Annotated in this window: 27 protein-coding genes; 10 read left to right on the plus strand and 17 right to left on the minus strand. The window is 47.1% G+C overall.

Features of this window, described 5'->3' with window-relative positions:
- Positions 1 to 14: 14 nt before the first annotated feature.
- On the minus strand, positions 15 to 440 hold the full coding sequence (dksA, locus tag BMY62_RS06215; protein WP_090657751.1) for an RNA polymerase-binding protein DksA: 426 nt from the start codon (positions 438 to 440) through the stop codon (positions 15 to 17).
- A gap of 397 nt (positions 441 to 837) precedes the next feature.
- On the opposite strand from dksA, the gene rpmE reads away from it, so the two are divergent.
- Positions 838 to 1,080, plus strand: a complete 243-nt coding sequence (gene rpmE, locus BMY62_RS06220; RefSeq protein WP_090657753.1) for a 50S ribosomal protein L31 — start codon at positions 838 to 840, stop codon at positions 1,078 to 1,080.
- Positions 1,081 to 1,295: 215 nt separating this feature from the next.
- On the opposite strand, the gene BMY62_RS06225 is transcribed toward rpmE, so the two are convergent.
- Together BMY62_RS06225 and hemP are read right to left on the minus strand one after the other, a co-directional pair.
- A complete protein-coding gene (locus BMY62_RS06225; protein WP_090657755.1) occupies positions 1,296 to 1,889 on the minus strand; it encodes a DUF2325 domain-containing protein in 594 nt (197 codons plus the stop codon).
- Between the two features lie 115 nt (positions 1,890 to 2,004).
- On the minus strand, positions 2,005 to 2,199 hold the full coding sequence (gene hemP / locus BMY62_RS06230) for a hemin uptake protein HemP (RefSeq protein WP_090657756.1): 195 nt from the start codon (positions 2,197 to 2,199) through the stop codon (positions 2,005 to 2,007).
- A 193-nt stretch (positions 2,200 to 2,392) separates the two neighbouring features.
- Between hemP and BMY62_RS06235 the strand changes: the two genes are divergently transcribed.
- On the plus strand, positions 2,393 to 3,115 hold the full coding sequence (locus BMY62_RS06235) for a hypothetical protein (protein ID WP_143058763.1): 723 nt from the start codon (positions 2,393 to 2,395) through the stop codon (positions 3,113 to 3,115).
- A 118-nt stretch (positions 3,116 to 3,233) separates the two neighbouring features.
- Positions 3,234 to 3,593, plus strand: a complete 360-nt coding sequence (locus BMY62_RS06240) for a hypothetical protein (RefSeq protein ID WP_143058764.1) — start codon at positions 3,234 to 3,236, stop codon at positions 3,591 to 3,593.
- A 3-nt stretch (positions 3,594 to 3,596) separates the two neighbouring features.
- Here BMY62_RS06240 and BMY62_RS06245 read toward each other — a convergent pair whose 3' ends face one another.
- Both BMY62_RS06245 and BMY62_RS06250 read right to left on the minus strand, forming a co-directional pair.
- Positions 3,597 to 4,121 (minus strand): disulfide bond formation protein B, encoded by a 525-nt coding sequence (locus BMY62_RS06245; RefSeq protein ID WP_256207453.1) that lies wholly within the window; start codon positions 4,119 to 4,121, stop codon positions 3,597 to 3,599.
- Complete coding sequence (locus tag BMY62_RS06250) at positions 4,091 to 4,708, minus strand: tetratricopeptide repeat protein (protein WP_090657762.1); 618 nt, start codon at positions 4,706 to 4,708, stop codon at positions 4,091 to 4,093. Before BMY62_RS06250 ends, BMY62_RS06245 begins: the two co-directional genes overlap by 31 nt.
- A gap of 123 nt (positions 4,709 to 4,831) precedes the next feature.
- Between BMY62_RS06250 and BMY62_RS06255 the strand changes: the two genes are divergently transcribed.
- Positions 4,832 to 5,671 carry a CsgG/HfaB family protein gene (locus BMY62_RS06255; RefSeq protein ID WP_256207454.1) on the plus strand — a complete coding sequence of 280 codons (840 nt, stop codon included), beginning with the start codon at positions 4,832 to 4,834 and terminating at the stop codon, positions 5,669 to 5,671.
- 342 nt (positions 5,672 to 6,013) lie between these two features.
- Here the strand turns inward: BMY62_RS06255 and queC are convergent, their stop codons facing one another.
- The 12 genes from queC to BMY62_RS06315 all read right to left on the minus strand — a co-directional run bounded on the left by queC (position 6,014) and on the right by BMY62_RS06315 (position 15,754).
- The gene (gene queC / locus BMY62_RS06260; protein ID WP_090657763.1) at positions 6,014 to 6,709 is read right to left on the minus strand and encodes a 7-cyano-7-deazaguanine synthase QueC; all 696 of its coding nucleotides are present in this window, start codon (positions 6,707 to 6,709) and stop codon (positions 6,014 to 6,016) included.
- A 4-nt stretch (positions 6,710 to 6,713) separates the two neighbouring features.
- Positions 6,714 to 7,400, minus strand: a complete 687-nt coding sequence (gene queE / locus BMY62_RS06265) for a 7-carboxy-7-deazaguanine synthase QueE (RefSeq protein WP_177170311.1) — start codon at positions 7,398 to 7,400, stop codon at positions 6,714 to 6,716.
- A gap of 27 nt (positions 7,401 to 7,427) precedes the next feature.
- Complete coding sequence (ybgF, locus tag BMY62_RS06270) at positions 7,428 to 8,363, minus strand: tol-pal system protein YbgF (protein ID WP_090657765.1); 936 nt, start codon at positions 8,361 to 8,363, stop codon at positions 7,428 to 7,430.
- A 3-nt stretch (positions 8,364 to 8,366) separates the two neighbouring features.
- A complete protein-coding gene (pal, locus tag BMY62_RS06275; RefSeq protein WP_090657767.1) occupies positions 8,367 to 8,882 on the minus strand; it encodes a peptidoglycan-associated lipoprotein Pal in 516 nt (171 codons plus the stop codon).
- Positions 8,883 to 8,919: 37 nt separating this feature from the next.
- Positions 8,920 to 10,218, minus strand: a complete 1,299-nt coding sequence (gene tolB, locus BMY62_RS06280) for a Tol-Pal system beta propeller repeat protein TolB (protein ID WP_090657770.1) — start codon at positions 10,216 to 10,218, stop codon at positions 8,920 to 8,922.
- A gap of 46 nt (positions 10,219 to 10,264) precedes the next feature.
- Entirely contained in the window at positions 10,265 to 11,251 is a 987-nt protein-coding gene (gene tolA / locus BMY62_RS06285; protein ID WP_371264075.1) for a cell envelope integrity protein TolA, read from the minus strand.
- A gap of 46 nt (positions 11,252 to 11,297) precedes the next feature.
- Positions 11,298 to 11,711 (minus strand): protein TolR, encoded by a 414-nt coding sequence (gene tolR, locus BMY62_RS06290; RefSeq protein WP_090657774.1) that lies wholly within the window; start codon positions 11,709 to 11,711, stop codon positions 11,298 to 11,300.
- 8 nt (positions 11,712 to 11,719) lie between these two features.
- Positions 11,720 to 12,409 carry a protein TolQ gene (gene tolQ, locus BMY62_RS06295; RefSeq protein WP_090657776.1) on the minus strand — a complete coding sequence of 230 codons (690 nt, stop codon included), beginning with the start codon at positions 12,407 to 12,409 and terminating at the stop codon, positions 11,720 to 11,722.
- On the minus strand, positions 12,406 to 12,816 hold the full coding sequence (gene ybgC, locus BMY62_RS06300; protein WP_090657778.1) for a tol-pal system-associated acyl-CoA thioesterase: 411 nt from the start codon (positions 12,814 to 12,816) through the stop codon (positions 12,406 to 12,408). The genes tolQ and ybgC overlap by 4 nt, the downstream gene beginning before the upstream one ends.
- A gap of 156 nt (positions 12,817 to 12,972) precedes the next feature.
- Positions 12,973 to 14,253, minus strand: coding sequence for an HlyC/CorC family transporter (locus BMY62_RS06305; RefSeq protein ID WP_090657780.1), 1,281 nt, complete (start codon positions 14,251 to 14,253; stop codon positions 12,973 to 12,975).
- A gap of 19 nt (positions 14,254 to 14,272) precedes the next feature.
- The gene (gene xth / locus BMY62_RS06310; protein WP_090657782.1) at positions 14,273 to 15,043 is read right to left on the minus strand and encodes an exodeoxyribonuclease III; all 771 of its coding nucleotides are present in this window, start codon (positions 15,041 to 15,043) and stop codon (positions 14,273 to 14,275) included.
- A 30-nt stretch (positions 15,044 to 15,073) separates the two neighbouring features.
- Positions 15,074 to 15,754, minus strand: coding sequence for an alpha/beta hydrolase (locus tag BMY62_RS06315; RefSeq protein ID WP_090657784.1), 681 nt, complete (start codon positions 15,752 to 15,754; stop codon positions 15,074 to 15,076).
- A gap of 99 nt (positions 15,755 to 15,853) precedes the next feature.
- Here BMY62_RS06315 and BMY62_RS06320 point away from each other — a divergent pair, with 99 nt between their 5' ends.
- The 6 genes from BMY62_RS06320 (at position 15,854) to mnmE (ending at position 21,343) form a co-directional block, all read left to right on the plus strand.
- On the plus strand, positions 15,854 to 16,954 hold the full coding sequence (locus BMY62_RS06320; RefSeq protein WP_090657786.1) for a transglutaminase-like domain-containing protein: 1,101 nt from the start codon (positions 15,854 to 15,856) through the stop codon (positions 16,952 to 16,954).
- 152 nt (positions 16,955 to 17,106) lie between these two features.
- Positions 17,107 to 17,241, plus strand: coding sequence for a 50S ribosomal protein L34 (gene rpmH, locus BMY62_RS06325; RefSeq protein ID WP_090657788.1), 135 nt, complete (start codon positions 17,107 to 17,109; stop codon positions 17,239 to 17,241).
- Entirely contained in the window at positions 17,234 to 17,641 is a 408-nt protein-coding gene (rnpA, locus tag BMY62_RS06330) for a ribonuclease P protein component (protein WP_090657790.1), read from the plus strand. The genes rpmH and rnpA overlap by 8 nt, the downstream gene beginning before the upstream one ends.
- A 41-nt stretch (positions 17,642 to 17,682) precedes the next feature.
- Positions 17,683 to 17,835, plus strand: coding sequence for a membrane protein insertion efficiency factor YidD (gene yidD / locus BMY62_RS06335; protein WP_371264076.1), 153 nt, complete (start codon positions 17,683 to 17,685; stop codon positions 17,833 to 17,835).
- A 110-nt stretch (positions 17,836 to 17,945) separates the two neighbouring features.
- Positions 17,946 to 19,901 carry a membrane protein insertase YidC gene (gene yidC, locus BMY62_RS06340; protein WP_090657792.1) on the plus strand — a complete coding sequence of 652 codons (1,956 nt, stop codon included), beginning with the start codon at positions 17,946 to 17,948 and terminating at the stop codon, positions 19,899 to 19,901.
- 80 nt (positions 19,902 to 19,981) lie between these two features.
- Positions 19,982 to 21,343 carry a tRNA uridine-5-carboxymethylaminomethyl(34) synthesis GTPase MnmE gene (mnmE, locus tag BMY62_RS06345; protein WP_090657794.1) on the plus strand — a complete coding sequence of 454 codons (1,362 nt, stop codon included), beginning with the start codon at positions 19,982 to 19,984 and terminating at the stop codon, positions 21,341 to 21,343.
- The last annotated feature ends 42 nt before the right edge of the window (positions 21,344 to 21,385 follow it).

Here is a 21,385-nt window from a genome sequence, read left to right on the forward strand (position 1 = left end):
GTGCCTGAAAAAAATTACTTGGCTATTTGCTTTTCCCGTATTTCATCAAGTGTTTTGCAATCAATGCATAGCGTGGCGGTAGGACGAGCCTCAAGACGTTTCAATCCAATCTCAATACCGCAGCTTTCACAGTAACCATAATCTTTGGAATCGATTTTGGCGATAATTTCATCTATTTTTTTAATGAGTTTGCGTTCTCGATCGCGATTTCGTAATTCCAGCGTCATATCGGATTCCTGGCTCGCACGGTCGTTTGGGTCTGCAAATACAGTGGCTTCGTCCTGCATTGTATGCACAGCACGGTCAATATCTTGACCCAATTCAACTTTCATACCCTCAAGAATCTTGCGAAAATGATCAAGCTGTTCCGGGCTCATATAATCTTCACCCTCTTTTGGTTCGTAAGGCGTTACATTTTTGCTCTGTAGCTCTTGCGGCATCTTAATGTGCTCCTAATTTTCCTGTTATTATGGGTAAAAATTGAATGACAGCCTCAAAGTTTAACAAGATATTATACAACAAATTATTTTTTTCGATGTAATACTCATATATAGAAAAATTTAAAAAAATTCGCTGCGTTCAGTAACTTAATTTCACAAACCCTATCAGCCTATTTAATTACATACATCTTGTTTCATTCTTAATTATATTACTGCTACAGTAATATAACATGTATGCTGATAGCAGTTTTTTATCGTAATATCCGGTGGTCAGAATGCCAAATGGAAGTTGCACGAGTATGAATATTAACGGATAATAACGGATTGCTTTTAATGAGAAGCAGCGAAGTAAATTATTTCTCTTTTTTTTGGTTTATAGCGCAAGGGTACAAAAACAATGAAAGCAGGTATACATCCCGACTATCAGGAAATAACAGTCACATGCAGTTGTGGCAATGAGTTTAAAACGCGCTCAACTTTGGGTAAACCCTTGAGTATTGAAGTTTGTTCAGTCTGCCATCCTTTTTATACTGGCAAGCAAAAAATCGTCGATACGGCAGGGCGTGTGGAGAAATTCCGTCAGAAGTACGGTACTCAGATACCAAAGCGCAGCAGTGCCAACGCGAAAGCTTCGACTTAACATTTGGCTCACAGAAAGTTGATCTTTTTCGGCGAAAAAGCTTATTAGATAATTCCGGCTTTTTTTTTACTTACGAAATTATACTTTGGTACATTGGGCGAGCGTGTTTTAACCACTGAAAAACTGTCTAATATGTGTAGCTGCTGTGTTTTCAAGATTTCCGATCACCTTGAAAATTTAATCTCCGCGCTATCTTCTGCTATGGCAAATGCTTTTTAGCAGTTTGTTATTGCAGGAATGTTTTTGAGCATTCGTATTCCATTGTAAAATGTTGTTATTCTGGATTTATCCAGCATGACGCAAGGTTTTCTAAAACGCTCGCAGTAACGTTTTGTTATCCAGAAAGCTTCATGCCTGATACAGTCAATTGGGCATATGACCAGATCGGTCAGTGCCAGTAGACTGTGCAATGTATCTAGTGAAGCATTATTACCACCATGAAAGCATAGAAACCGCCCACCTGCATCCTCAATAATTTGTTGGTAAGCTGGATACAAGTTCTTTTGTCCGCCCACACATAGTACGGACCGGTCTGCAAAGCTTACATTGTTCGATTCTTCCAGGCGTGTGCTAGCTTTAATAATCGGAACATAAAATTGGCAACTGACTGGGTGGGCAGTCTTTTCAGACTGCCTCATTGATATTGAACGAGGGGCGGCGGATTGATTGATAAATACTTTGAGGCATCGAAAAATTGCGTCAGAGGACTGAAAGCGGATTGATGTGACAGGCATTGACGTCGCGGTGCCTGCGCTTGCAAAATTCGGCGACAAGAATTCGTAAACCAGTTTCTTTATCTGCTTCATCATTCAAAACACCCGATAAAAAAGGCTGGCTTGCCTGGGGAGGAGCAGGCTGGCTTGCCAAAGTGCCGAGGTCAAAGGAGAAAGGATCAACCCCTGCGGCAACGAAATAAATAACTGTTTATTTGGTCAAGATCAACTTGCCGCTGCGTGTTTTTTGCAACAAGTAACACTCGCCATGGTGCTGTATATACACAACATTGCTGTGCGCAAACAACGAGCTGCTATCTATCGGCAGATTATATGAGTGTGTCTCTGTAAACCGCCTATTTCCATACTGTATTGACTGCGGTCGTATTTTGGCTGAATTATGCATAGCAATATCACCTTTTTAAATGAGAATGATTCTTATTATACACTTATTGTTTTCAATTACAATACCTGTGGAGTATTAATTTCCAATTAACATTATGGTGGCCGATCAGACTCAGCCTCAGTAATAAACGGTGTATCCTGTTGAGTTTAAGGGTTAAACTTGTGTTTCCTGAAAACTAAAATAGAGGGTTGTCATGAAATCGAGAAATTTAAATCGCATTTTATCAATGCAGTTCTTATGCTTTGCATGCCTCATTCCTGTCGGTGTATCTGCAGAAGTTATTCCCGGTACGTCATTGAGCGTTCACTTCGAGTCCGGGAATGTGGTAGGCAGTGGCCGAAATATTAATATGCATCGCGTACCGGTTATAAACGTTGAGACTGGTCAGACAACGCTGTATAATGTTGTGTTCCGGTTTACTTTTAATCCTGCCGATGGATTTGTTTTTGAGCAGATATCTTCGGTAGCGGTTTCGCAGCCTGTTTCAGTGGCAAATATTACCCCTGGTCTCTATAAAGACCAGACCGATCTGTGTTATTTGCTGGAAGGACCATCTTTGCTGGACGACAATCGTAGTTTATACACAATCCGGGGAGTCGATAATACGGCCTCGGCAGCATGTCGTAGTAACACCCCTGATTATTTCACTGCTCAGATCATATCAGGGTCAGCAACGGGACATCCCGATATTGGTAATAGAGAGATTGTACCAAGTCTGGCTGATACATATGTTTATGGTGTTGTTGCCGATGATGCGCGATTTAATGGTGTTCCTATCAACCAGAATTGGCGGCAAAATTCACTAATCGGCGCGCGTCAGAGTGGTGAGCAGTTAATACTCGGACTGTTTAGTGATGGTGTAGACGACTTTAAAGACTCGCTGGAAAACGCTATTCTGACCAAAGTGATTGAATAATCATCACTTTATTTACAGGGATTATGCGTTTCACATAAATAAAGAACGCATAATCCCGATGCAAGGAGATTAAAATGTTCTTGTACCGCATCGAATTGATGTGGTAGGGGTTCCTTTTATGATAATCAGACAATCAAGAATGTTTCTGCAAGCTTTCGCTCTGTCGCTGCCTGTGGTGATGACGGTTAGTGCAGAAACCTGCGAGACCATACAATTTCAGCAGGGCACCAACAGCACAACAGTCACGGGTGTCGCGCCGCCGGACAGCATAATCTGTTATACGATTACAACCGCTATCGGGCAAACGGTCGACCTTGCGGTTTCGGGTACAAATATGGTGTTTTCAGTGGAAGGTTTGATCGATGCACAGCAAAAATTTCAGTTTACTGCAGAACAGAAAACCTATCGGATTAATGTCGGTCAGTTAATGCGAGCTGTGGCGGAAGAACCCTATACGCTAGCTGTTTCCATAAAATAAAAATTATTGTTGTCGTGTGTTCTGACGAGCAAACAAAACATACAACGACATCAAAACAAGAATTGCAAAAGCGGCAAACGACCAGTCAGAAATCGTCAATGACAGGAATTCCCAGTCGACATCGGCGCAGTCGCCATTCGCCTCGAACATACCTGGCCACCACTGTGCAAACGGTAATGAATTGAGAAAAGCCTCTTCCGGGCTGATACCGCATTCAAACGACTCGGGATATCGAATCAGCCAGGATTGCCGGAAAGCAATCACCGCACCGGTAGTTGCAAAAATCGCCATAAAAAAACCGGAAATCCTGCGCCCGATTGCCTGCGCATTGCCCAGATATGCCAGCAATGCTGTTAAACCGACCAACCAGTATGCAAGTCGTTGTGCAACGCAAAGCGGGCAGGGCAGCAGATTGTCGACATGCTGCAGGTATTGGGCGTAGCCGAGTAGTGTTGCGCAGATCAGGAAAGCGACTAGAAAAAGTTTTCTCATCAAAATCAATAATAACGCCAGCCATTGTTGCGCCACTGATAATGGTACGGGTAGTTTGAGTACCATGAGCGCTGGAAAATTGGGCGCCAGCGGTTGCTCCATAGGTAATACTGTCTTTCGGTGTGTTTAAGCCGCGTGGCCTCGGTCAGTAATTCTTCCGATTCCTTATCGCCCGCAGCCGCTGCCAGAGACAACCATTTTTCAGCTTCACGGAAATCCGGCCCCATCTCTTCCAAACCTGTCAAATAAAGCCGTCCAAGTGCTTTTTGTGCATCAAGATTACCACGATCAGCAGCACTGCGCATCCATTGTATCGCCTGATAACTATTACGCTTGATACCATCACCCCGAAAATAGCGCAGTGCAAGATCATACGCTGCTACAGGATCCTCTTCCGCCATTGCGATCAATGCAGCTGCCTGGTGCTCCTTGTCGGTCATTACCGGATCCGATGCGCTTTGATACTGAACTGTTTGCATCGGACGGTCGTAGCAGCCTGAAGAATCGCACACACGGTCATAACCTGTGTATGGCGGCGAGGTTGCGCATGCTGTTAATAAGCCGCCTGTAACAGTGAAAATAACAATTACAATTAACGGCTTTAATTGTTTTTGGTGAGACATTTTTCAGTATTTTATTTAGCCGGATATTAATTATCATACTATAATCAAGGCATAAGAATAACAATAAATTGTTTTGATTAATATCTAACTGCAAAAAAACATTCAATTTAGGGGGGACCACCGATGATGGATAAAATCAGAGCCGATATCATGCTAAATAAAGGCCTGATGCTTACAGTATGTATTCTAACAGTTGCAGGTTGCGCAAACGTCACGCCCGGGACATACCAGACAGCAAGCACAGGTGCTGCAGCCGGGGGCGCTAGTGTAGGTGCAAACCCAACGCTGGAACGTTGTGAAAAAACACTGGGAACGCTCGCTGTTGACGATGGGCGCGCTGCCGATTGGTACGGCCGGTTCGGCAGTACTACCAATATTACCACTATCGAGCCATTGATTCGTCTGGCAGTGCAGCAGTCCAATTGTTTCGTTATCACATCTATCGGTAATCTAAGAACAGACAGTCGGATGTCCCGTATTACCGATATCCAGCGTAATTCCGGTGAATACCGCGCGGGATCCAATCAGCATGCAGGGCAGCGGGTATCGGCTGATTATTATATGGAGCCAAGCATCATCATTGATGATGCTTCGACCGGTCAGGTCGGCGGTGCTATGGCCGGCGTCTTAGGTTCATTTGTGCATCCATCGATTGGTCAACTTGCAGGCGCAATGGAATCAAGAGCCTCTGTAGTCACATTAACATTATTTGATATTCGATCGGCAATTCAGATTTCTGCTTCAGAAGGCAGCGCTACTGCGAACAATTTCAGCGCAGCCCTCGGCGCATTCGGAAGCAGAGGCGGCGCTGCATTGAGTGGTTTTTCCAGAACGCCATCGGGCAAGGCAACGGTCGCGGCTTTTATTGATGCTTATAATGGCATGGTGCGTGCGTTAAAACACTACGAAGCTCAGAATGTAGAAGGCGGTCTTGGAACTGGTGGTGCACTTCAAGTGAACTAGTCAGCAGTTTTTTGGAAAACTGGGAAACGTATTGTTTTCAATCAATTTTGCGTTTCCAGTGCTAGTACTCTATCAATATCAATATGATATTGCCAGGTACAGCGTTGCCATGGTGTTATGGAGCAAGGCACAGTGCGCGGGAAAGGGTTATTCCCTTTTCAAGTACTGTAACACGGCTGCAGGACACCACGGTAACGCCCTGTGGGTGAGCTTGTCAGCGTCCATGGACTTACGTTGTGTCTTTTGGTAATAGAACGACTATTTCCTGCAAGACACGCCTTGCCATGAACACTGACAAGCTCACTGAACCCGGCAATATCAAATTGAAATAGCACTAGTACGCTATGTTTTGTAGCGCGTTATATCCACAATTCCCGCCGCTGCAAATCCTTCCCGCCGGATACGGCATGAATCACAGATACCGCATGCGCGTCCCGCTTCGTCTGCCTGATAGCAGGAGATTGTAAGTCTGTAATCGACGCCTAAAGCTATTCCTGTTTTGATGATGTCTTTTTTCGGCAAATCGATCAGAGGCGTGTGGATGGTCAGTTTATTACCTTCGATGGCGGTTTTGGTTGCCAGATTGGCCATTTTCTCAAATGCCTGGATATACTCGGGTCGGCAATCGGGATAGCCGGAATAGTCAACAGCGTTGACGCCGATAAAAATATCCCGGCAGCCGAGTGTTTCCGCCCAGGCCAGCGCTAGCGACAACATGATGGTGTTGCGGGCAGGGACATAGGTTATGGGTATGCCGCCACTATTTTTTCCGGCTGGTACAGCAATTGAAGGGTCGGTCAGCGCCGATCCGCCAAATGCGGATAAATCCACTGAAATGATTTTGTGGTCGGCAACGCCTATCGCATTGGCAACGTTCCTGGCTGCATTGAGTTCGGACTCATGCCGCTGGCCGTAGTTGATGCTGAGTGCAAAACAGTCAAATTGACGGTCTTTGGCGATAGCGAGCGTGGTAGCGGAATCGAGACCACCAGACAGCAATACAACCGCTTTGGCTCCGGCACCAGTAGAACTTGTCATGCGTCTATCGCCCGGGGCCGTCGCCCCACAGTAATTTATGCAGTTGTATCTGCAAGCGAACAGGCACTTGGTCGCGCAGAATCCAATCAGCCAGAACAGACGGTTCAAGCTGGCCGTATACAGGTGAAAACAATAACGGACAGCGGTTTTCCAGGCGGTAGGCTTTGATTATCTGGCGCGCCCACTGATAGTCTGCTTCATCACACAATACAAACTTGACTTCATCATGTGGTGTCAGGTATTCCAGATTGGCCCAGTGATTTTTATCCATCTCGCCCGATCCGGGTGTTTTGATGTCCATGACTTTACTGACCCGTGGATCAACACCGGATAAATCCAGAGCGCCGCTGGTTTCGAGCGAAACCGAATAATTCCGGTCGCAGAGTGCAGTGAGCAGTGCCAGGCAGGATTTCTGGGCGAGTGGTTCGCCACCGGTAACAGTCACATAGTGTGTTTTATAGTTTGCGACCTGTTTTAATATAGCAGCAATTGTCATATGCACGCCGCCCGTAAATGCATAGGCCGTGTCGCAGTAACCGCAGCGCAGGGGGCAGCCGGTCAAACGTACGAAAACGGTTGATAAACCGCTGCGGCTTGTTTCACCCTGTAATGAATGGAAAATTTCACTGATGCGCAGAGATACGGTTGTATCACTGTTTGTTGATTTTGGATCTTTGGAGGTACTGCTGATGAGACTCAAATTTATGACTGTTTGTTATTACCGATCAAGCCTTTGCTTGGCTTTTTCTGCGGCATTACTGAATGGGTATTGAGCGATTAATTCTTCAAGTGTTTTTCTGGCCGCTTTGCCGTCGGCCAGTTCATTTTGGCTGCTGGCGATATTAAGCAGGGCATCCGGTACTTTTGAGCTGTCAGGATAGCGGTCGATCAGCTCCTGTTGCGCCCTTATCGCATCCTGAAAGTCCCTCAGAGCGTAGTGGGCGTTGCCGATCCAATAAGCTGCACTTGGGGCAAGAATGGACTGAGGGTATTGCTTCAGGAACGTCTCGAATTGTGACTTGGCGCCACGGTAGTCACCGTTGGTAAACAACTGAAATGCCGCGTCATAGGTTTGCTTTTCGGTCGTTCCCGCAGGCTTAAGGTCTTGATTCGGAATTGCCGCTATTCTTGTATGCTCCGCTTTTTCTGAAACAATCTGTCCCGGAGATTCTTCATAAGAAATCCGATTCTCTGTGTTACTCGCGCTGGAATCAGCAGTCAGGTAATCGGCTGTTTGCGGGTCCGGTAGCCCGCTCACAGGTCGTTCGTTCGTTTCAGCAGGTGGCGCATCATTTGCGGACCCGCCATAAGTTGGTGGTGGTGCATCCGGATCCTCTATTTGTCGTAAACGGCTATCCAGATCAATATAGAAATCCTTTTGCCGTTTTTGTAGAGAGGCATTGTCATGATTCAGCATTTCAATCTGACCGCGTAACCGCCCAAGCTCCATCCCAAGTGTCTCCACTTGGGTGTAGAGTTCCAACAGCGCCTGACTTTTCAGTGCTTCTTCCATTTCAGCGATACGCGCCTCCATTTCTTCCACTTGCTGACGCAAGGTATTGATCTGCTCCCGCGCCTTGTCGTCACCAAACAGCCCGGCGTGGCTCACATTGCTGAACATCAGCACCAGCACACAGAAAACGCGTATCAGCATTGCTTACTCACCCCGATAAAGGATATCCGTACGGCGGTTTTCACTCCATGCCGATTCACCACTGCCGTAGGCGCGCGGTTTTTCTTCCCCCAGACTGACTGACTCGATTTGCGATGCCCGTGCACCCGATAATGTCATGATATTCTTTACGCCATCTGCACGACGCTGGCCCAGCGCAAGGTTGTATTCGCGGCTGCCACGATCATCGGTATTTCCTTGCAGAATCACCTGGGCGTTGGGATTGTCGCGCAGATACTGGGCATGGGCGATAACCAGTGGTCTGTATTCATTTTTGACAGTGTAGCTGTCAAAATCATAATATACGCTGCGTTGCGATAATATGCTGTTTGGATCGTTTAGCGGATGAAAACCTGTGCCACCTGAACCCAGTGCACTGCTGTCTGCGCCATAACTGCTGTCTGCTCCCGTTGACCGATCTTCTACATCAGTTGGCTGCGTCGTCTGACTGGCGCACGCTGATAATAAGCTAATGATCAAAACACCTGCTATTTTCTTCATTTACCGCTCCTTTTATAACAAACAAAATCACTCATAATTATTTTTGTTTTAGCAACGGTCCCCATGCCGGTTCACGAATATCGCCCGTCTGTACAGACAAGTGCTGCCTCGTCTGACCATCTCTAGAAACAGCTGATAATATACCATGTCCTCCGATTTCCGTGGCGTACAAAATCATCCTGCCATTGGGGGCAAAACTCGGGGATTCGTCAAACTGGGAGCTGGTCAGAATCTGTACCTGGCGTGAGGCAAGATCCTGAACTGCAACATTAAACCGGCCATTATGACGATGAATAAATGCGAAGCTTTTGCCGTCGTAACTGAAATCCGGACTGACGTTGTAACCTCCTTCGAATGTCAACCGCTCGGCCGATGTCGATTCAGTTGCTGAAACGGGTATCCTGTATATCTGCGGACTGCCGCCACGATCAGATGTGAAAATAATATGACGTCCGTCCGGCGAGAAACTGGGCTCCGTGTCGATACCTGAACTTCGGGTCAGCCGTTGTAATCCGCTGCCATCGGCATTGATAAGATAAATTTGCGAGCCGCCATGCAATGACAATACGACAGCCAGTTTTTTGCCATCGGGAGACCACGCAGGCGCACTGTTACTGCCGGCAAAATTGGCGACTGCCTTACGTTCCCGTGTTGCCAGCGTCTGCACATAAACTACCGGCTTTTTATTTTCAAACGAGACATAAGCAATTCTGCTGCCGTCAGGGGACCAGGTTGGCGAAATGATCGGCTCATGATATTCGATGATTGAATGGGCGTTATAACCATCCGAGTCGGCAACCTGCAGCGCATATTTATTTCCCTGCTTCAAGACATAAGCGATTCGGGTGCTGAACACACCGGCCTCGCCTGTCAGCGCTTCGTAAATGATATCGGCGATGTGATGTGCCGCTGCACGCAATTGTGTGACAGGAACTATGGTTGCAAGGCCGGTCAACTGCGCCTGCCGCGCGACATCAAGCAAACGAAACTGCACTTCCACCTGACCGCCTGGCATCAGTATCGTGCGTCCGATAACCAGAGCGCCGGCCCCGCGATTCACCCAGTCGCCGTATACGACCTCCGCAGGCGCATAAGGCGTCAGACCGGTTGGATCAATCAACCGGAACAGGCCGCTGCGTTGAAGATCGGCGGACACGACATCAGTAATGCGATGCGGCAACCTGCTTTCGTCGGCAAAAGGGACGATAGCAATCGGAATGCGTTCTGTTCCGCCGCCAAAAATCTCGATATTCAATCGGGCCTGAAGCGGCGCGCAGAACAGAAAGAAAGAGAAAAGCCAAAAACCGTAAAATACAATGCGTGTATGTGTTGACATAGACATAATGTGCCAGAAATTCAAGAAATATTGTGGATTATAGCAATCATTCCAAATAATGCACGGTCACTTGCAGATTCCGGAATTCATTAAACAATGCGGGATCAGGAGGCAGCGGCAACGGCCTTGACATCAGAATGGCGCGCTCCACCGCGCTGTCAAATTCGGGGTAACCGCTGCTCTTGCGTAATCTGACGTCAAGAATATCGCCGCCGGGTAATAACGTCACATTAAATTCGGTGACCGGATTGCCGGGTAAATCGGGAGGCATGACGATTCTGCTTTTGATTTTGGCCAGAATCATCGCTTTGTACTTGCTGATTTCACTGGCCACTTGCGCACGGGCAGCTGCCTGCTGTGCTTCTCGTCTCGCTTTTTCCTCCTGTTCGCGTTTTTGCTGCGCTTCCAGTTCCCGTTTTCTTTGTTCTTCTTGTTCGTGCTGCTTCTGTGCTTCAATTTCGCGCTTTCTCTGCTCTTCCTGCTCGCGTTGCTTTTGCGCCTCTATCTCAAGTTTTTTCCGGGCTTCGCGCTCACGCTGCTCCTGCTCCATCTTTTCGCGTTGTAAACGCTCCGCTTCTGCTTTTTCTTTGGCTTCCTGTTCCTGAGCTTTTTTCTTTTGCGCCTCCAGATCAGGTGTGGGGGCTTTCTGAACAGCTTTTGGAGGCTCTGTTTTATCCTTAATCGCGATTTCCGGTTTTTTGGGTGGCGGCGGAGATGCCTGAGCGGGTGCAGGCCTGGGCTGCTCTGGTTTAGGCTCAGAAGATTTTGGTCTCGGCTCGGGCTTGACTTCAGGTGCCGGTTTGGGCTGCTGTTCAGGCTGAACGGGTGGTGCGGCCTTTTTTTCCACTGGTTGCGGGGCCGGTCGGGGCAAATCCTGCCAGATATCGACGATCATGCTTGCAGGTGGTTCGTCTTTCCAGTTAAAGCCAAAAATTAAAATGGCAATAAAAACAATATGCACCAGTAAGGCCAATGCGCCGGCCAGTATTGGCCGAGGCTCTTCGGAGGAGGTGAGGTGCTGTCTGTACGCCATGGTCATGTTCAGTTTCTTAATGCTGGCAGCGTCGTTTCAAATCTGATTATTTGGGTTGTGCCAGCAAGCCGATTCTTTGCACCTGATGTCGTTGCAGAATATCCATGACTTTGATAACTTCCTCGTAACGTACACTTTTATCGGCTGCAATTACGACAGGCTGCTCAGTATTCTGAGACTGCTTGCGCTTGATTGCGTCAATCAATTGCTGATGAGTTACAAATCGCTCTAGATCGGTTTCAGCACGATCGCGCAACGCAAGACTGCTGTCCGCTTTGACAATGACTTCCAACGGTGCGGATGGAGCTGCAGACGATTTTCCGATTTCGGGTAATTCAATCTGACCCGGATTGATCATTGGTGCGGTAATCATAAAGATAATCAACAGCACCAGCATGACATCAATATAGGGAACGACATTAATTTCGTTTTTGAGTTGGCGTTTGGTACGGCGGGCCATCGTCTCGTTTACTCCAGGTTGGTTGGCGCTCTGCGCTGCAGTACGTTGGACAATTCTTCCATGAAGCTTTCAAACCGGGTTGCCAGTTTTTCAATATCGCTGACATAGCGGTTATAGGCAATCACGGCAGGTATTGCTGCAAACAGGCCCATCGCCGTGGCAATCAGGGCTTCCGCAATTCCGGGAGCAACATGGGCAATTGTCGCCTGAGTAATATTGGACAAACTGCGAAACGAGTTCATGATACCCCAGACTGTTCCCAGCAGCCCGATATAAGGACTGACCGAGCCGACCGTGGCCAAAAAGGACAGGTGCGATTCGAGCCTGTCCATTTCACGCTGATATGTCGCTTGCATGGCGCGGCGAATACTGTCCATCATCATATCGATATTTGCGCCCGGTTTGTGTTTGCTGAATTCACCAAAGCCTGCAACGAAGATCCGTTCCATACTGCTTGGCGCATAGCGTGAACCGACAGCGCGCTGATATAAAACATTCAAATCCGCGCCTCTCCAGAAACTATCCTCAAAATCATCGCTTTGTTTGACAGCTTCGCGTAATACAAACATTTTTCTGAAGATATACCACCACGACAGAAGCGAAGCCAGCAACAACATCAGCATGACCAGTTGCACAAAAACACTGGCGCTGCTGATCAAATGGAAAAGTGATAAATCCTGAGTAACTGTAGGGTTCATTTTGATATCTCGATTTTTTTTCTTAAGGGGGCAGGGATACTGACGGGTTTAAAGCTTTCTGTACTCACACACACGGCATGAATCGTTGCGTTCACCAACCGGTTCTGGTTGCATAAAATTTCCTGCGCCAGGGTAATACGGCTTCGGCCCAGGTCGACTACATCGACGGTAACATGCAATAAATCGTCCAGTAATGCCGGCTTGAAATATTCGATCTCAAGGGAGCGTATCATGAACTGCAACTGATATGCATTAAGCAGTTCATGCACACTGTAGCCCAATTGCCGCAACCATTCGTAGCGTGCGCGTTCCAGAAAATGGAGATGTGTTGCGTGATATACAACACCGCCGGCATCGGTATCCTGATAGTAAACTCGGGTGGCTAGGGAGAATTTGGGATCCTGCATTGTGTATAAAAAGCCTGATGGGAATACATAAAATTCCGACAATTTTATACTATAAATTACCTGAAGATATGACAAAAATTAGTTGAAGTTAAAATTAAATCTTTATCATTCGCTTGTCGTTTTCAGAGATCAATGCACGCGTTAACACACGCGTTTTCATTGCTCGGTTTGAACGGATACAGGATGAATTCTTACCGTTTTGACGGCCTGATTTTTGACCTGAATAATTTCCATCGGATAACCGGCGATATTCAGCCCGGTACCGCTTTCCGGAATGTCCTGCAAATATTCCAAAATCAGTCCATTCAGTGTTTTTGGGCCGCTGAGCGGAAGCTGCATGCTTAATTTACGATTCAAATCTCGTAGCAGCATGCTGCCCTCGACAATAATACTGCCGTCTTCCTGCTTCTGGTAGGTGTGAGTGCGGGTCGGGGCGTGCGTGGTAAATTCACCGATTATTTCCTCTAGAATATCCTCGATTGTGACTAAACCGAGCCACTCTCCATATTCGTCGACAATCAAACCGATTCGTTTCCGGCTTTCCTGAAAAAGCTGCAGTTGTGAAAACAAGGGGGTGCCGGAAGGAATAAAATACGGTTGCTGCATGATCTGCTCCAGCGATGCAGCTGTAATAGGGCCGCTTTTCATCAGATTCAAAACCTTGCGCATGTGTATGATGCCCACAATATTATCGACACGGTCGCGATAAACCGGCAAGCGGGTATGATGGCAGGTTAACAGTTGCGCTTGAATAGCTTCATCGTCAGCCATCAGATCGATCGCTTCGACCTGGCTGCGCGGCACAATGACATCATCTACAGTAACAGTCTCCAGATCAAACAAATTCAACAGCATGCTCTGATGCTTTTTTTGAATAAAATGCCCGCCTTCCAGAACCAGCGTTTTCAACTCTTCTGTGCTGATTGTCTGAGTCGCTGCCGATTGTTTCGGTTTCAAGCGCATCAGTATTAGCAACCCGCTGACGAAAAGGTTGATAAACCAGACCACCGGATAAAAGATTTTCAGCAGCGGCGTCAGAATATAACTTGCAAATAATGCGATGCGCTCGGGATAGGCGGCAGCTATGACTTTGGGTGTGATTTCGCTGAAAATCAAAATGGCGAATGTGACGCATATGGTGCCCATTAGTAACGCCAGTTCATCCTGCCCGAAAAGCATTGCGATGATGACCGCAACAAGTGTGGCCGAAGCAGTATTGAGCAGGTTGTTGCCCAGCAATATTACGCCAAGCAGGCGGTCAGTCTTGTCGAGCAGCCGGCTGGTCAAACGTGCAGCACGATGGCCTTGTTTCGCCAGATGCTTCAGCCGATAACGGTTGATTGCCATCATGCTGGTTTCTGATAGCGAGAAAAAACCCGACAGGATCAATAACAGAAACAGTATGATCAGTAAGATATAAAGCGGTATATTTTCCAAATATCACCTTTTTTGCCAGTTAACATGCAGTCAACTCAACCACTACCGGCGCATGATCGGATGGGCGTTCCAGTTTGCGGGTTGCTTTGTCTATCCAGCATGCTGTACAACTTTGCGCCAGCGTCTGGCTTAGCAAGATGTGATCGATGCGCAATCCTTTGTTGCGACGGAAAGCCATCATACGGTAATCCCACCAGCTGTAGCATTTTTCAGGTTGATCAAATAACCGAAAGCTGTCCTTAAGGCCCAGACTTAACAATTGGCCAAAAGCATCGCGTTCCTGCTGGCTACATAGTACCTTCCCGGCCCAGGCCTGGGGGTCGTGAACGTCGCGGTCATCCGGCGCGATATTGTAATCGCCCAATACGGCCAATTTTGTATGAATGCTGAGTTCATTGCGCATCCATTCGGTCAGCGCCGGCAGCCATTTGAGCTTATAATCGTATTTTTCCGATCCTACTGCTTCGCCATTGGGTACATAGACGCATATTACGCGGAGCCCATCAACCGTCGCAGCTATTACCCGCTTCTGTTCGTCATCAAATCCGGGTATGGCCGTTAACACGGTATCGCTTTTTTGTTTGCTGAGAATAGCAACGCCGTTAAAGGTTTTCTGTCCGGTATAAACAGATTGATAGCCTGCATCTGCTATCTCTTCCAGCGGAAAATTTTCATCGATCAGCTTGGTTTCTTGCAAGCAAAGTACATCCGGCTGATGTTTTTGCAGCCAATCCAGAACCTGCGGCAATCTGACTTTCAGTGAATTGACGTTCCAGGTTGCCAGTTTCATGTTTTTATCATCCTTTCTATTCAGTGCCAGCTATGTTAAAACACGCTGAAGCCAGCTATCGATATCATTGATTTCCTGCATGCAAACAGTATGTTCCATTGGATATTCATGCCACTCGACTGTATAGTTGGCCTGAAGCAGGTAATCTCTTGAAGCGGTAGCCAGTGATATCGGTACAATCGGATCGTATGCGCCATGTGCCATCAGAATAGGAATCGCTGTATTATTGGCGTGCGCTTCGACGGCGAGATAATTCGCCAGCGGCAGATAGCATGACAATGCTATTATGCCTGCCAGTCTGTTTTTTTGGCGCAGACCTGTTTGTAGCGCAATAGCCCCGCCCTGTGAAAAACCGGCGAGGACAATATTGTGTGCAGCAGTACCACGCTGGATCTCATGATTAATCAATGCATCAATGGCTCTCTGCGCATCTCTGATACCGGTTTCATCTTCCCTGGAATCCATTTTGGCACCGGCACCGTAAATATCGTACCATGCACGCATGACATAGCCATTATTGACAGTAACCGGACGCATCGGTGCATGCGGGAATATAAAACGAATTCCTTTCTGTGATGATGAAGTCAATTCGTTGATAATCGGAACAAAATCATTTCCGTCAGCGCCAAGGCCATGCAACCAGATGACCGTAAAAGCAGGGTTGCGCGTTGTCTCAATTTCTACTGTGGACAATAAATCAGTTGGTGACATGAAAAGTGATCAATGCACTGCATTGACTAAAGTGAACGATACGATAAAATTCGCCAGCAGGCAATTATTCAAACTCAAACAACCTTACAGAGACTATTTATGAAACGCAGGGATTTTATCAAAATTGTGGGCTCGGGCGCACTATTAATGCCTCTAAAGGCATTTTCGTTATCTGCCGGTAAACGGGTGCTGGATTATGAAAAATGGAACAGTTTTCGCCTGACCTATGAGGTGAATTTACCTGCAAACGGTAAAAATGCACGGTTATGGCTGCCGTTGCCCAATTCTCTTGAGCCCGGTTATCAATACACTCAGGGTAATAACTGGTCAGGCAACGCGTCACAGGCCCAGTTTACAACCTTGGGCAATGAAAAATTTCCTGTCTTTATGGCTGAGTGGCGCGGCGAAGGAGAGCGCAAGGCGTCTGTTCAGTGTATTATTAAAACATCTCATCACGCTGTTGATATTGAGCACTATCATGCAGCAAGCAATGCTGCAATACCAGACAATGTACGCATTTTCCTCCAACCAACACGGTTGATACCTGTTGACGGTATTGTCAGGGACGTGGCGCACTCCATTATCTACGACGAGAATAACGCCACGCTCGATAAAGCGCGTGCGATTTATGACTGGCTGATTGACCATTTCCAGCATGACGTGACGACACCCGGTCGTGGTACGGGTGATGTCAAATTCATGCTGGAGAACAGTCGGCTTAGCGGCAAGTGTGTTGACATACACTCGCTGTTTGTCGGATTGGCCCGGTCAGTTGGCATACCTGCACGTGTTCAGTACGGTATCCGCATGATGAATTCCGAGGTGAATGACAGGCTCGGCCGGCAGACCGATATCAGCCATGCCCAGCACAGCCGCGCGGAATTTTATTTGAGTAATCTTGGCTGGGTGCCTGTCAACCCGGCAGATGTCTGCAAGGTAGCCACACTCGACAATCTTGAGCGTGATGCGCCAGAAATTGCACATTTGCGGGATGAATTCTTTGGTTCGTGGGAAATGAACTGGATTGCATTTAATCATATGCAGGATATCCAGTTGTCGAACAGCAAAGCTGGTAAATTGCCCTTCTTTTTGTTTCCGCATGCAGAGATCGAAAATGAAACACTGGACAGTCTGAATCCGGATACATTCAGCTATCGGATTGCAGCGGCTGAACTGATTGGAACAGGTGCAAAGTTTTAGACGATCCGTCTAAATCGTGATACATGCTGTCCGATAATCAATCGGAATCCAGATCAGGATGGGTGTATCGCAAAAAGAGTTGACACAGAGTCGTATAACAGGTTGTAATATACGGTTTTATTGATTAAAACCAATACGAGAGAGAATTCATAATGAAACGTACTTTTCAGCCATCTGTAACCAAGAGGAAACGCACACACGGGTTTCTTGTACGCATGAAGACGCGAGGCGGTGCTGCTGTAATTAGAGCGCGACGTGCCAAGGGGCGTGCCAGATTGAGTGTATAGGTCTGATAACCAAGTTAAACAGACCAGACCTGTTGGCGTAAAAAAACACCTTCTGTCGAGGAACCGCCGGTTACGCTGTGCAAGCGCATTTGCTGCCGTCTTTAACTACAGGCATCGGGCTCGGGGAAACTACATCCAGGTTTATGCAAAACCGAATGGCTTGTCGTTTTCACGTCTGGGGTTAATCGTTTCCAAAAAAGTAGAGCGCAGCGCAGTCAAGCGCAACCGTATCAAGCGGGTATTTAGAGAGACGTTTCGAACGTTTCAAAGTTGTGGTAATACTGTCCAGATGGACTGGGTTATGCGCTTGCAACTCCCGATAACCGCAGATATTTCAAAGCAATTCAATGCTGAAATCAGATTGCTGATGCATCAATTACTAAAATGTCACGATTCATGATCGGTCTTATAAGACTCTATCAATACTGCATTAGTCCTATGATGGCACCTTCATGCCGTTTTACGCCGACCTGTTCTCAATATGCATGTGAAGCTTTTGCAAAATACGGTTTCCTGCATGGTATGCGGTTGAGTGTCTGGCGTATTTTACGGTGTAATCCCTGGTGCAAAGGCGGATATGAACCTGTGCCTTAACAATCTCCTGTAGAAGTGAGGCTATTGCGAGTATTAAACCAAAACAGCGACGTCGTATTGTAGAAATGCGTAAATCAATGACGTCATATAATTAATCTGACCAGATAAAAATGGAAACAAGAAAACTTATACTCATTATCATTTTGTCGACTTCCCTGTTACTTTTGTGGGAATCCTGGCAAAAAGAAATTCAACCTCCAGCTTCGCAGGCAATACCGACACCGCAGGCCGATGGCAATAATCAGCGTCATGATCCGCTACCGGTACCGGGCGATGAACTTGCCGCAACGAGTGGCCCTGGGGTTGCTACAAGTATAGATGGCGTTTCACCATCGATTACCCCAAATTTATTTGAAATCGGCGAAAAAATACAAGTTACAACTGATATGGTGGTTGCCGAGATCGATACGGCAGGCGGTGATATTCGCAAGCTTGGATTATTGAAGCATCCATCCCGAGAAGATGAAAATAAGCCTTACGAGTTGTTACTTGACCAGACTGCACGATTTCAGATTTCTCAATCGGGATTAATTGGTGATGACCTGCCAACTCACAAAACAAAATATACCGTTGATTCGAATAAATACCATTATGAGCTAAGTCCCGGTGAAGATAGCGTTAGTATCCGCCTGCTGGCGCCAGAGAAAAATGGTATCCAGGTAGCCAAGATATACACCTTTCATCGCGGTTCATATGTCATAGATGTAAAATTTGAAATTACCAATCATAGCGGCGAGACAATTCTGCCATTTTCTTATTTTCAGATGCTTCGGGATGCCAAAGAACCTGCAGGCCAGGGCTTTCTGGTGCATTCTTATACTGGTCCGGCACTCTATACGGAAGAAGAAAAATTTCTTAAAGTCAAATTCTCCGATTTGGATAAGAACAAGGCAGAATATCCAACCAATGCTGATAACGGCTGGGTTGCCATGCTTGAGCATTATTTTCTGACCGCATGGCTGCCAGAGCAGGGCGAACCTCGTGAATACTATGTAAAGCGGTTGGCGCACAATCAGTATACTGCCGGTGTGATTGCACCTGTCGGTGCGATTGAAACAGGACGAACAGAAACCGTTTCCATGCCGTTTTATGCCGGCCCGCAGGAGCAGGATAAGCTTGCCGAACTTTCACCAGGCCTCGATTTGACTGTGGACTATGGCTGGTTGACAGTGCTGGCGAAACCGTTGTTCTGGTTACTGTCTTTTTATCATTCCTATGTTGATAACTGGGGCATCGCCATTATCCTGTTAACACTCACTGTCAAGCTAATATTCTTTCCGCTGTCGGCAGCCGGTTATCGATCAATGGCCAAATTGCGTGTCGTCACCCCAAAGTTGCAACGCATCCGCGAGCAATACGCCAGTGATAGGCAGCGAATGCACCAGGCCATGATGGAATTTTACAAGCAGGAAAAAATCAATCCACTGGGAGGATGTTTGCCGATTCTGGTCCAGATTCCGGTATTTATTGCTTTGTTCTGGACTTTATTGGCAGCCGTCGAATTACGTTACGCGCCACTCGCCCTGTGGATTACCGACATGTCTGTACCGGATCCATACTACGTCCTGCCGTTGATAATGGGTGTATCCATGTACATTCAATCCAAGTTGAGCCCGAAACCGACTGATCCGATTCAGGCTAAAGTCATGCAGATCATGCCGGTCGCTTTCAGTATATTTTTCTTCTTTTTCCCGGCAGGACTGGTTTTGTACTCGCTGTGCAACAACATATTGTCAATACTGCAACAGTGGCAGATTACGCGTATGTTCGAGAAGAAGTCCGAAGAGGAGGAAGAGAAAAAAAGCAAATCCAAGGGCAAATCCAAAGGCAAGGACGTTGCAGATGATTCGGAATCAGGTGCTTCCGAAGAAACCCAGCAATTGACCCATGCCAAGAATAGCGATGCAACGGAAGACAGCAATATTGAAGACGCCGAAATCATTGAAAAAGAGGATGAAAGCGTTAAATCGAAAAAACCGCAACCTGAATCTGAAAAAGCCAAACCCAAACCCAAGCCTGCAGCCGGTGCCCGTCGGGGCAAGGGGCGAAAAGGCAGAAGAAGATAGCGGCTTCAGTTTGCAGCTGGCGCGATCGTGCTTGTTGCTGAGCAGCTCATATCACTCAGCATAAACAAGGCGACAAGCCCGTGCAACCGGATCAGCCTGATATTATTGCTGCTATTGCAACGCCACCCGGTAAGGGTGGCGTTGGCATAGTACGTATTTCAGGAAAAAATCTGGCAGGCATCGCAAATGCGATCCTGGGTGGGCTGCCGAAACCACGCTATGCACATTTTGCCCGGTTTTCGGATATGCGCGGAGAAATCATTGATGAAGGTCTGGCACTCTATTTTCCCGCGCCGAACTCATATACCGGGGAAGATGTCCTGGAATTGCAAGGTCATGGTGGCCCTGCCATCATGAATTTACTGCTTAACGAATGCCTGAATTGTGGTGCACGCATGGCGCGCCCCGGTGAATTCACATTACGCGCATATCTGAATCAGAAACTGGATCTGGTCCAGGCCGAGAGTGTTGCCGATATTATCGACGCCAGTACGAGTCAGGCAGCACGTTGCGCCGCTCGTTCCCTGCAAGGACGCTTCTCTGAGACTATCGATAAACTGGTGCAATCATTAATAAATCTGCGCATGCTGATCGAAGCCACACTTGATTTTCCTGAAGAAGAAATTGAAGATTTGCATAATGAGGCTGTCAATAAACAGCTTGCCGAACTCAAGACTCAATTAAATGATATCCTGGTCTCGGCACACCAGGGTTATTTGCTACAGGAAGGCATTAAAGCGGTACTGGTTGGAGAACCGAACGTCGGTAAATCCAGTCTGCTAAATCAGCTTGCCGAAGACGAAGTTGCTATCGTCACAGAAATTCCCGGTACCACGCGTGACAGCATACAGAAAACTATCACACTGTCCGGTGTTCCCGTTCATATCATCGATACTGCCGGTTTAAGGGAAACATCCGATATTGTCGAACAAAAGGGCATCGAGCGCACGCAGGCTGCCATTAGAAATGCCGATATTCTCATTCGCCTCACAGACGTCAGTCGCGATGAAACGCATGTCAAAAGCAAAGCAATGCAGGTATTTTCTGACGACAAGCTCCATATCAACGTGTTCAACAAAATAGACCTGATTGGTCTGCCCGCCCGGGTTGAGTCACACGAAAATACTGTAAATGTTTATTTGTCCGCGAAAACAGGCTCGGGAATTGACCTGTTGCGTGAACAGATTCTTCATGCGGCTGGCTGGCAAACGGGGCAGGCAGGAGAAGGGTTGTTTATGGCCAGACAACGACACCTCGAAGCACTGAAGCGTACTCAGGTTCATTTGGACAAAGCGAGCGAGCACGGCGAACAGGAATCTGAGTGGGTGTTGCTTGCAGAAGAGCTTAGAATTGCCCAAGATGCCTTATCATCTATTACCGGACGTTTCACGGCGGACGATTTGCTCGGCGAAATTTTTTCTCGTTTTTGTATTGGAAAATAATTGCATGTTTCATAGCGTCCAGCAAGATGTCAAAAAATATTA

Origin of the sequence: Nitrosomonas marina, from assembly GCF_900111605.1 — a bacterium.
In the GTDB taxonomy this organism is placed as follows: Bacteria; Pseudomonadota; Gammaproteobacteria; order Burkholderiales; family Nitrosomonadaceae; genus Nitrosomonas; species Nitrosomonas marina_A.

What these genes read in the sequence shown, in the direction of transcription:
- dksA (WP_090657751.1), bottom strand. Translation starts at nt 440, where the DNA reads ATGCCGCAAGAGCTACAGAGCAAAAATGTAACGCCTTACGAACCAAAA.
- rpmE (WP_090657753.1), top strand. Translation starts at nt 838, where the DNA reads ATGAAAGCAGGTATACATCCCGACTATCAGGAAATAACAGTCACATGC.
- BMY62_RS06225 (WP_090657755.1), bottom strand. Translation starts at nt 1,889, where the DNA reads ATGATGAAGCAGATAAAGAAACTGGTTTACGAATTCTTGTCGCCGAAT.
- hemP (WP_090657756.1), bottom strand. Translation starts at nt 2,199, where the DNA reads ATGCATAATTCAGCCAAAATACGACCGCAGTCAATACAGTATGGAAAT.
- BMY62_RS06235 (WP_143058763.1), top strand. Translation starts at nt 2,393, where the DNA reads ATGAAATCGAGAAATTTAAATCGCATTTTATCAATGCAGTTCTTATGC.
- BMY62_RS06240 (WP_143058764.1), top strand. Translation starts at nt 3,234, where the DNA reads ATGATAATCAGACAATCAAGAATGTTTCTGCAAGCTTTCGCTCTGTCG.
- BMY62_RS06250 (WP_090657762.1), bottom strand. Translation starts at nt 4,708, where the DNA reads ATGTCTCACCAAAAACAATTAAAGCCGTTAATTGTAATTGTTATTTTC.
- BMY62_RS06255 (WP_256207454.1), top strand. Translation starts at nt 4,832, where the DNA reads ATGATGGATAAAATCAGAGCCGATATCATGCTAAATAAAGGCCTGATG.
- queC (WP_090657763.1), bottom strand. Translation starts at nt 6,709, where the DNA reads ATGACAAGTTCTACTGGTGCCGGAGCCAAAGCGGTTGTATTGCTGTCT.
- ybgF (WP_090657765.1), bottom strand. Translation starts at nt 8,363, where the DNA reads ATGCTGATACGCGTTTTCTGTGTGCTGGTGCTGATGTTCAGCAATGTG.
- pal (WP_090657767.1), bottom strand. Translation starts at nt 8,882, where the DNA reads ATGAAGAAAATAGCAGGTGTTTTGATCATTAGCTTATTATCAGCGTGC.
- tolB (WP_090657770.1), bottom strand. Translation starts at nt 10,218, where the DNA reads ATGTCAACACATACACGCATTGTATTTTACGGTTTTTGGCTTTTCTCT.
- tolA (WP_371264075.1), bottom strand. Translation starts at nt 11,251, where the DNA reads ATGGCGTACAGACAGCACCTCACCTCCTCCGAAGAGCCTCGGCCAATA.
- tolR (WP_090657774.1), bottom strand. Translation starts at nt 11,711, where the DNA reads ATGGCCCGCCGTACCAAACGCCAACTCAAAAACGAAATTAATGTCGTT.
- tolQ (WP_090657776.1), bottom strand. Translation starts at nt 12,409, where the DNA reads ATGAACCCTACAGTTACTCAGGATTTATCACTTTTCCATTTGATCAGC.
- ybgC (WP_090657778.1), bottom strand. Translation starts at nt 12,816, where the DNA reads ATGCAGGATCCCAAATTCTCCCTAGCCACCCGAGTTTACTATCAGGAT.
- xth (WP_090657782.1), bottom strand. Translation starts at nt 15,043, where the DNA reads ATGAAACTGGCAACCTGGAACGTCAATTCACTGAAAGTCAGATTGCCG.
- BMY62_RS06315 (WP_090657784.1), bottom strand. Translation starts at nt 15,754, where the DNA reads ATGTCACCAACTGATTTATTGTCCACAGTAGAAATTGAGACAACGCGC.
- BMY62_RS06320 (WP_090657786.1), top strand. Translation starts at nt 15,854, where the DNA reads ATGAAACGCAGGGATTTTATCAAAATTGTGGGCTCGGGCGCACTATTA.
- rpmH (WP_090657788.1), top strand. Translation starts at nt 17,107, where the DNA reads ATGAAACGTACTTTTCAGCCATCTGTAACCAAGAGGAAACGCACACAC.
- yidD (WP_371264076.1), top strand. Translation starts at nt 17,683, where the DNA reads ATGGCACCTTCATGCCGTTTTACGCCGACCTGTTCTCAATATGCATGT.
- yidC (WP_090657792.1), top strand. Translation starts at nt 17,946, where the DNA reads ATGGAAACAAGAAAACTTATACTCATTATCATTTTGTCGACTTCCCTG.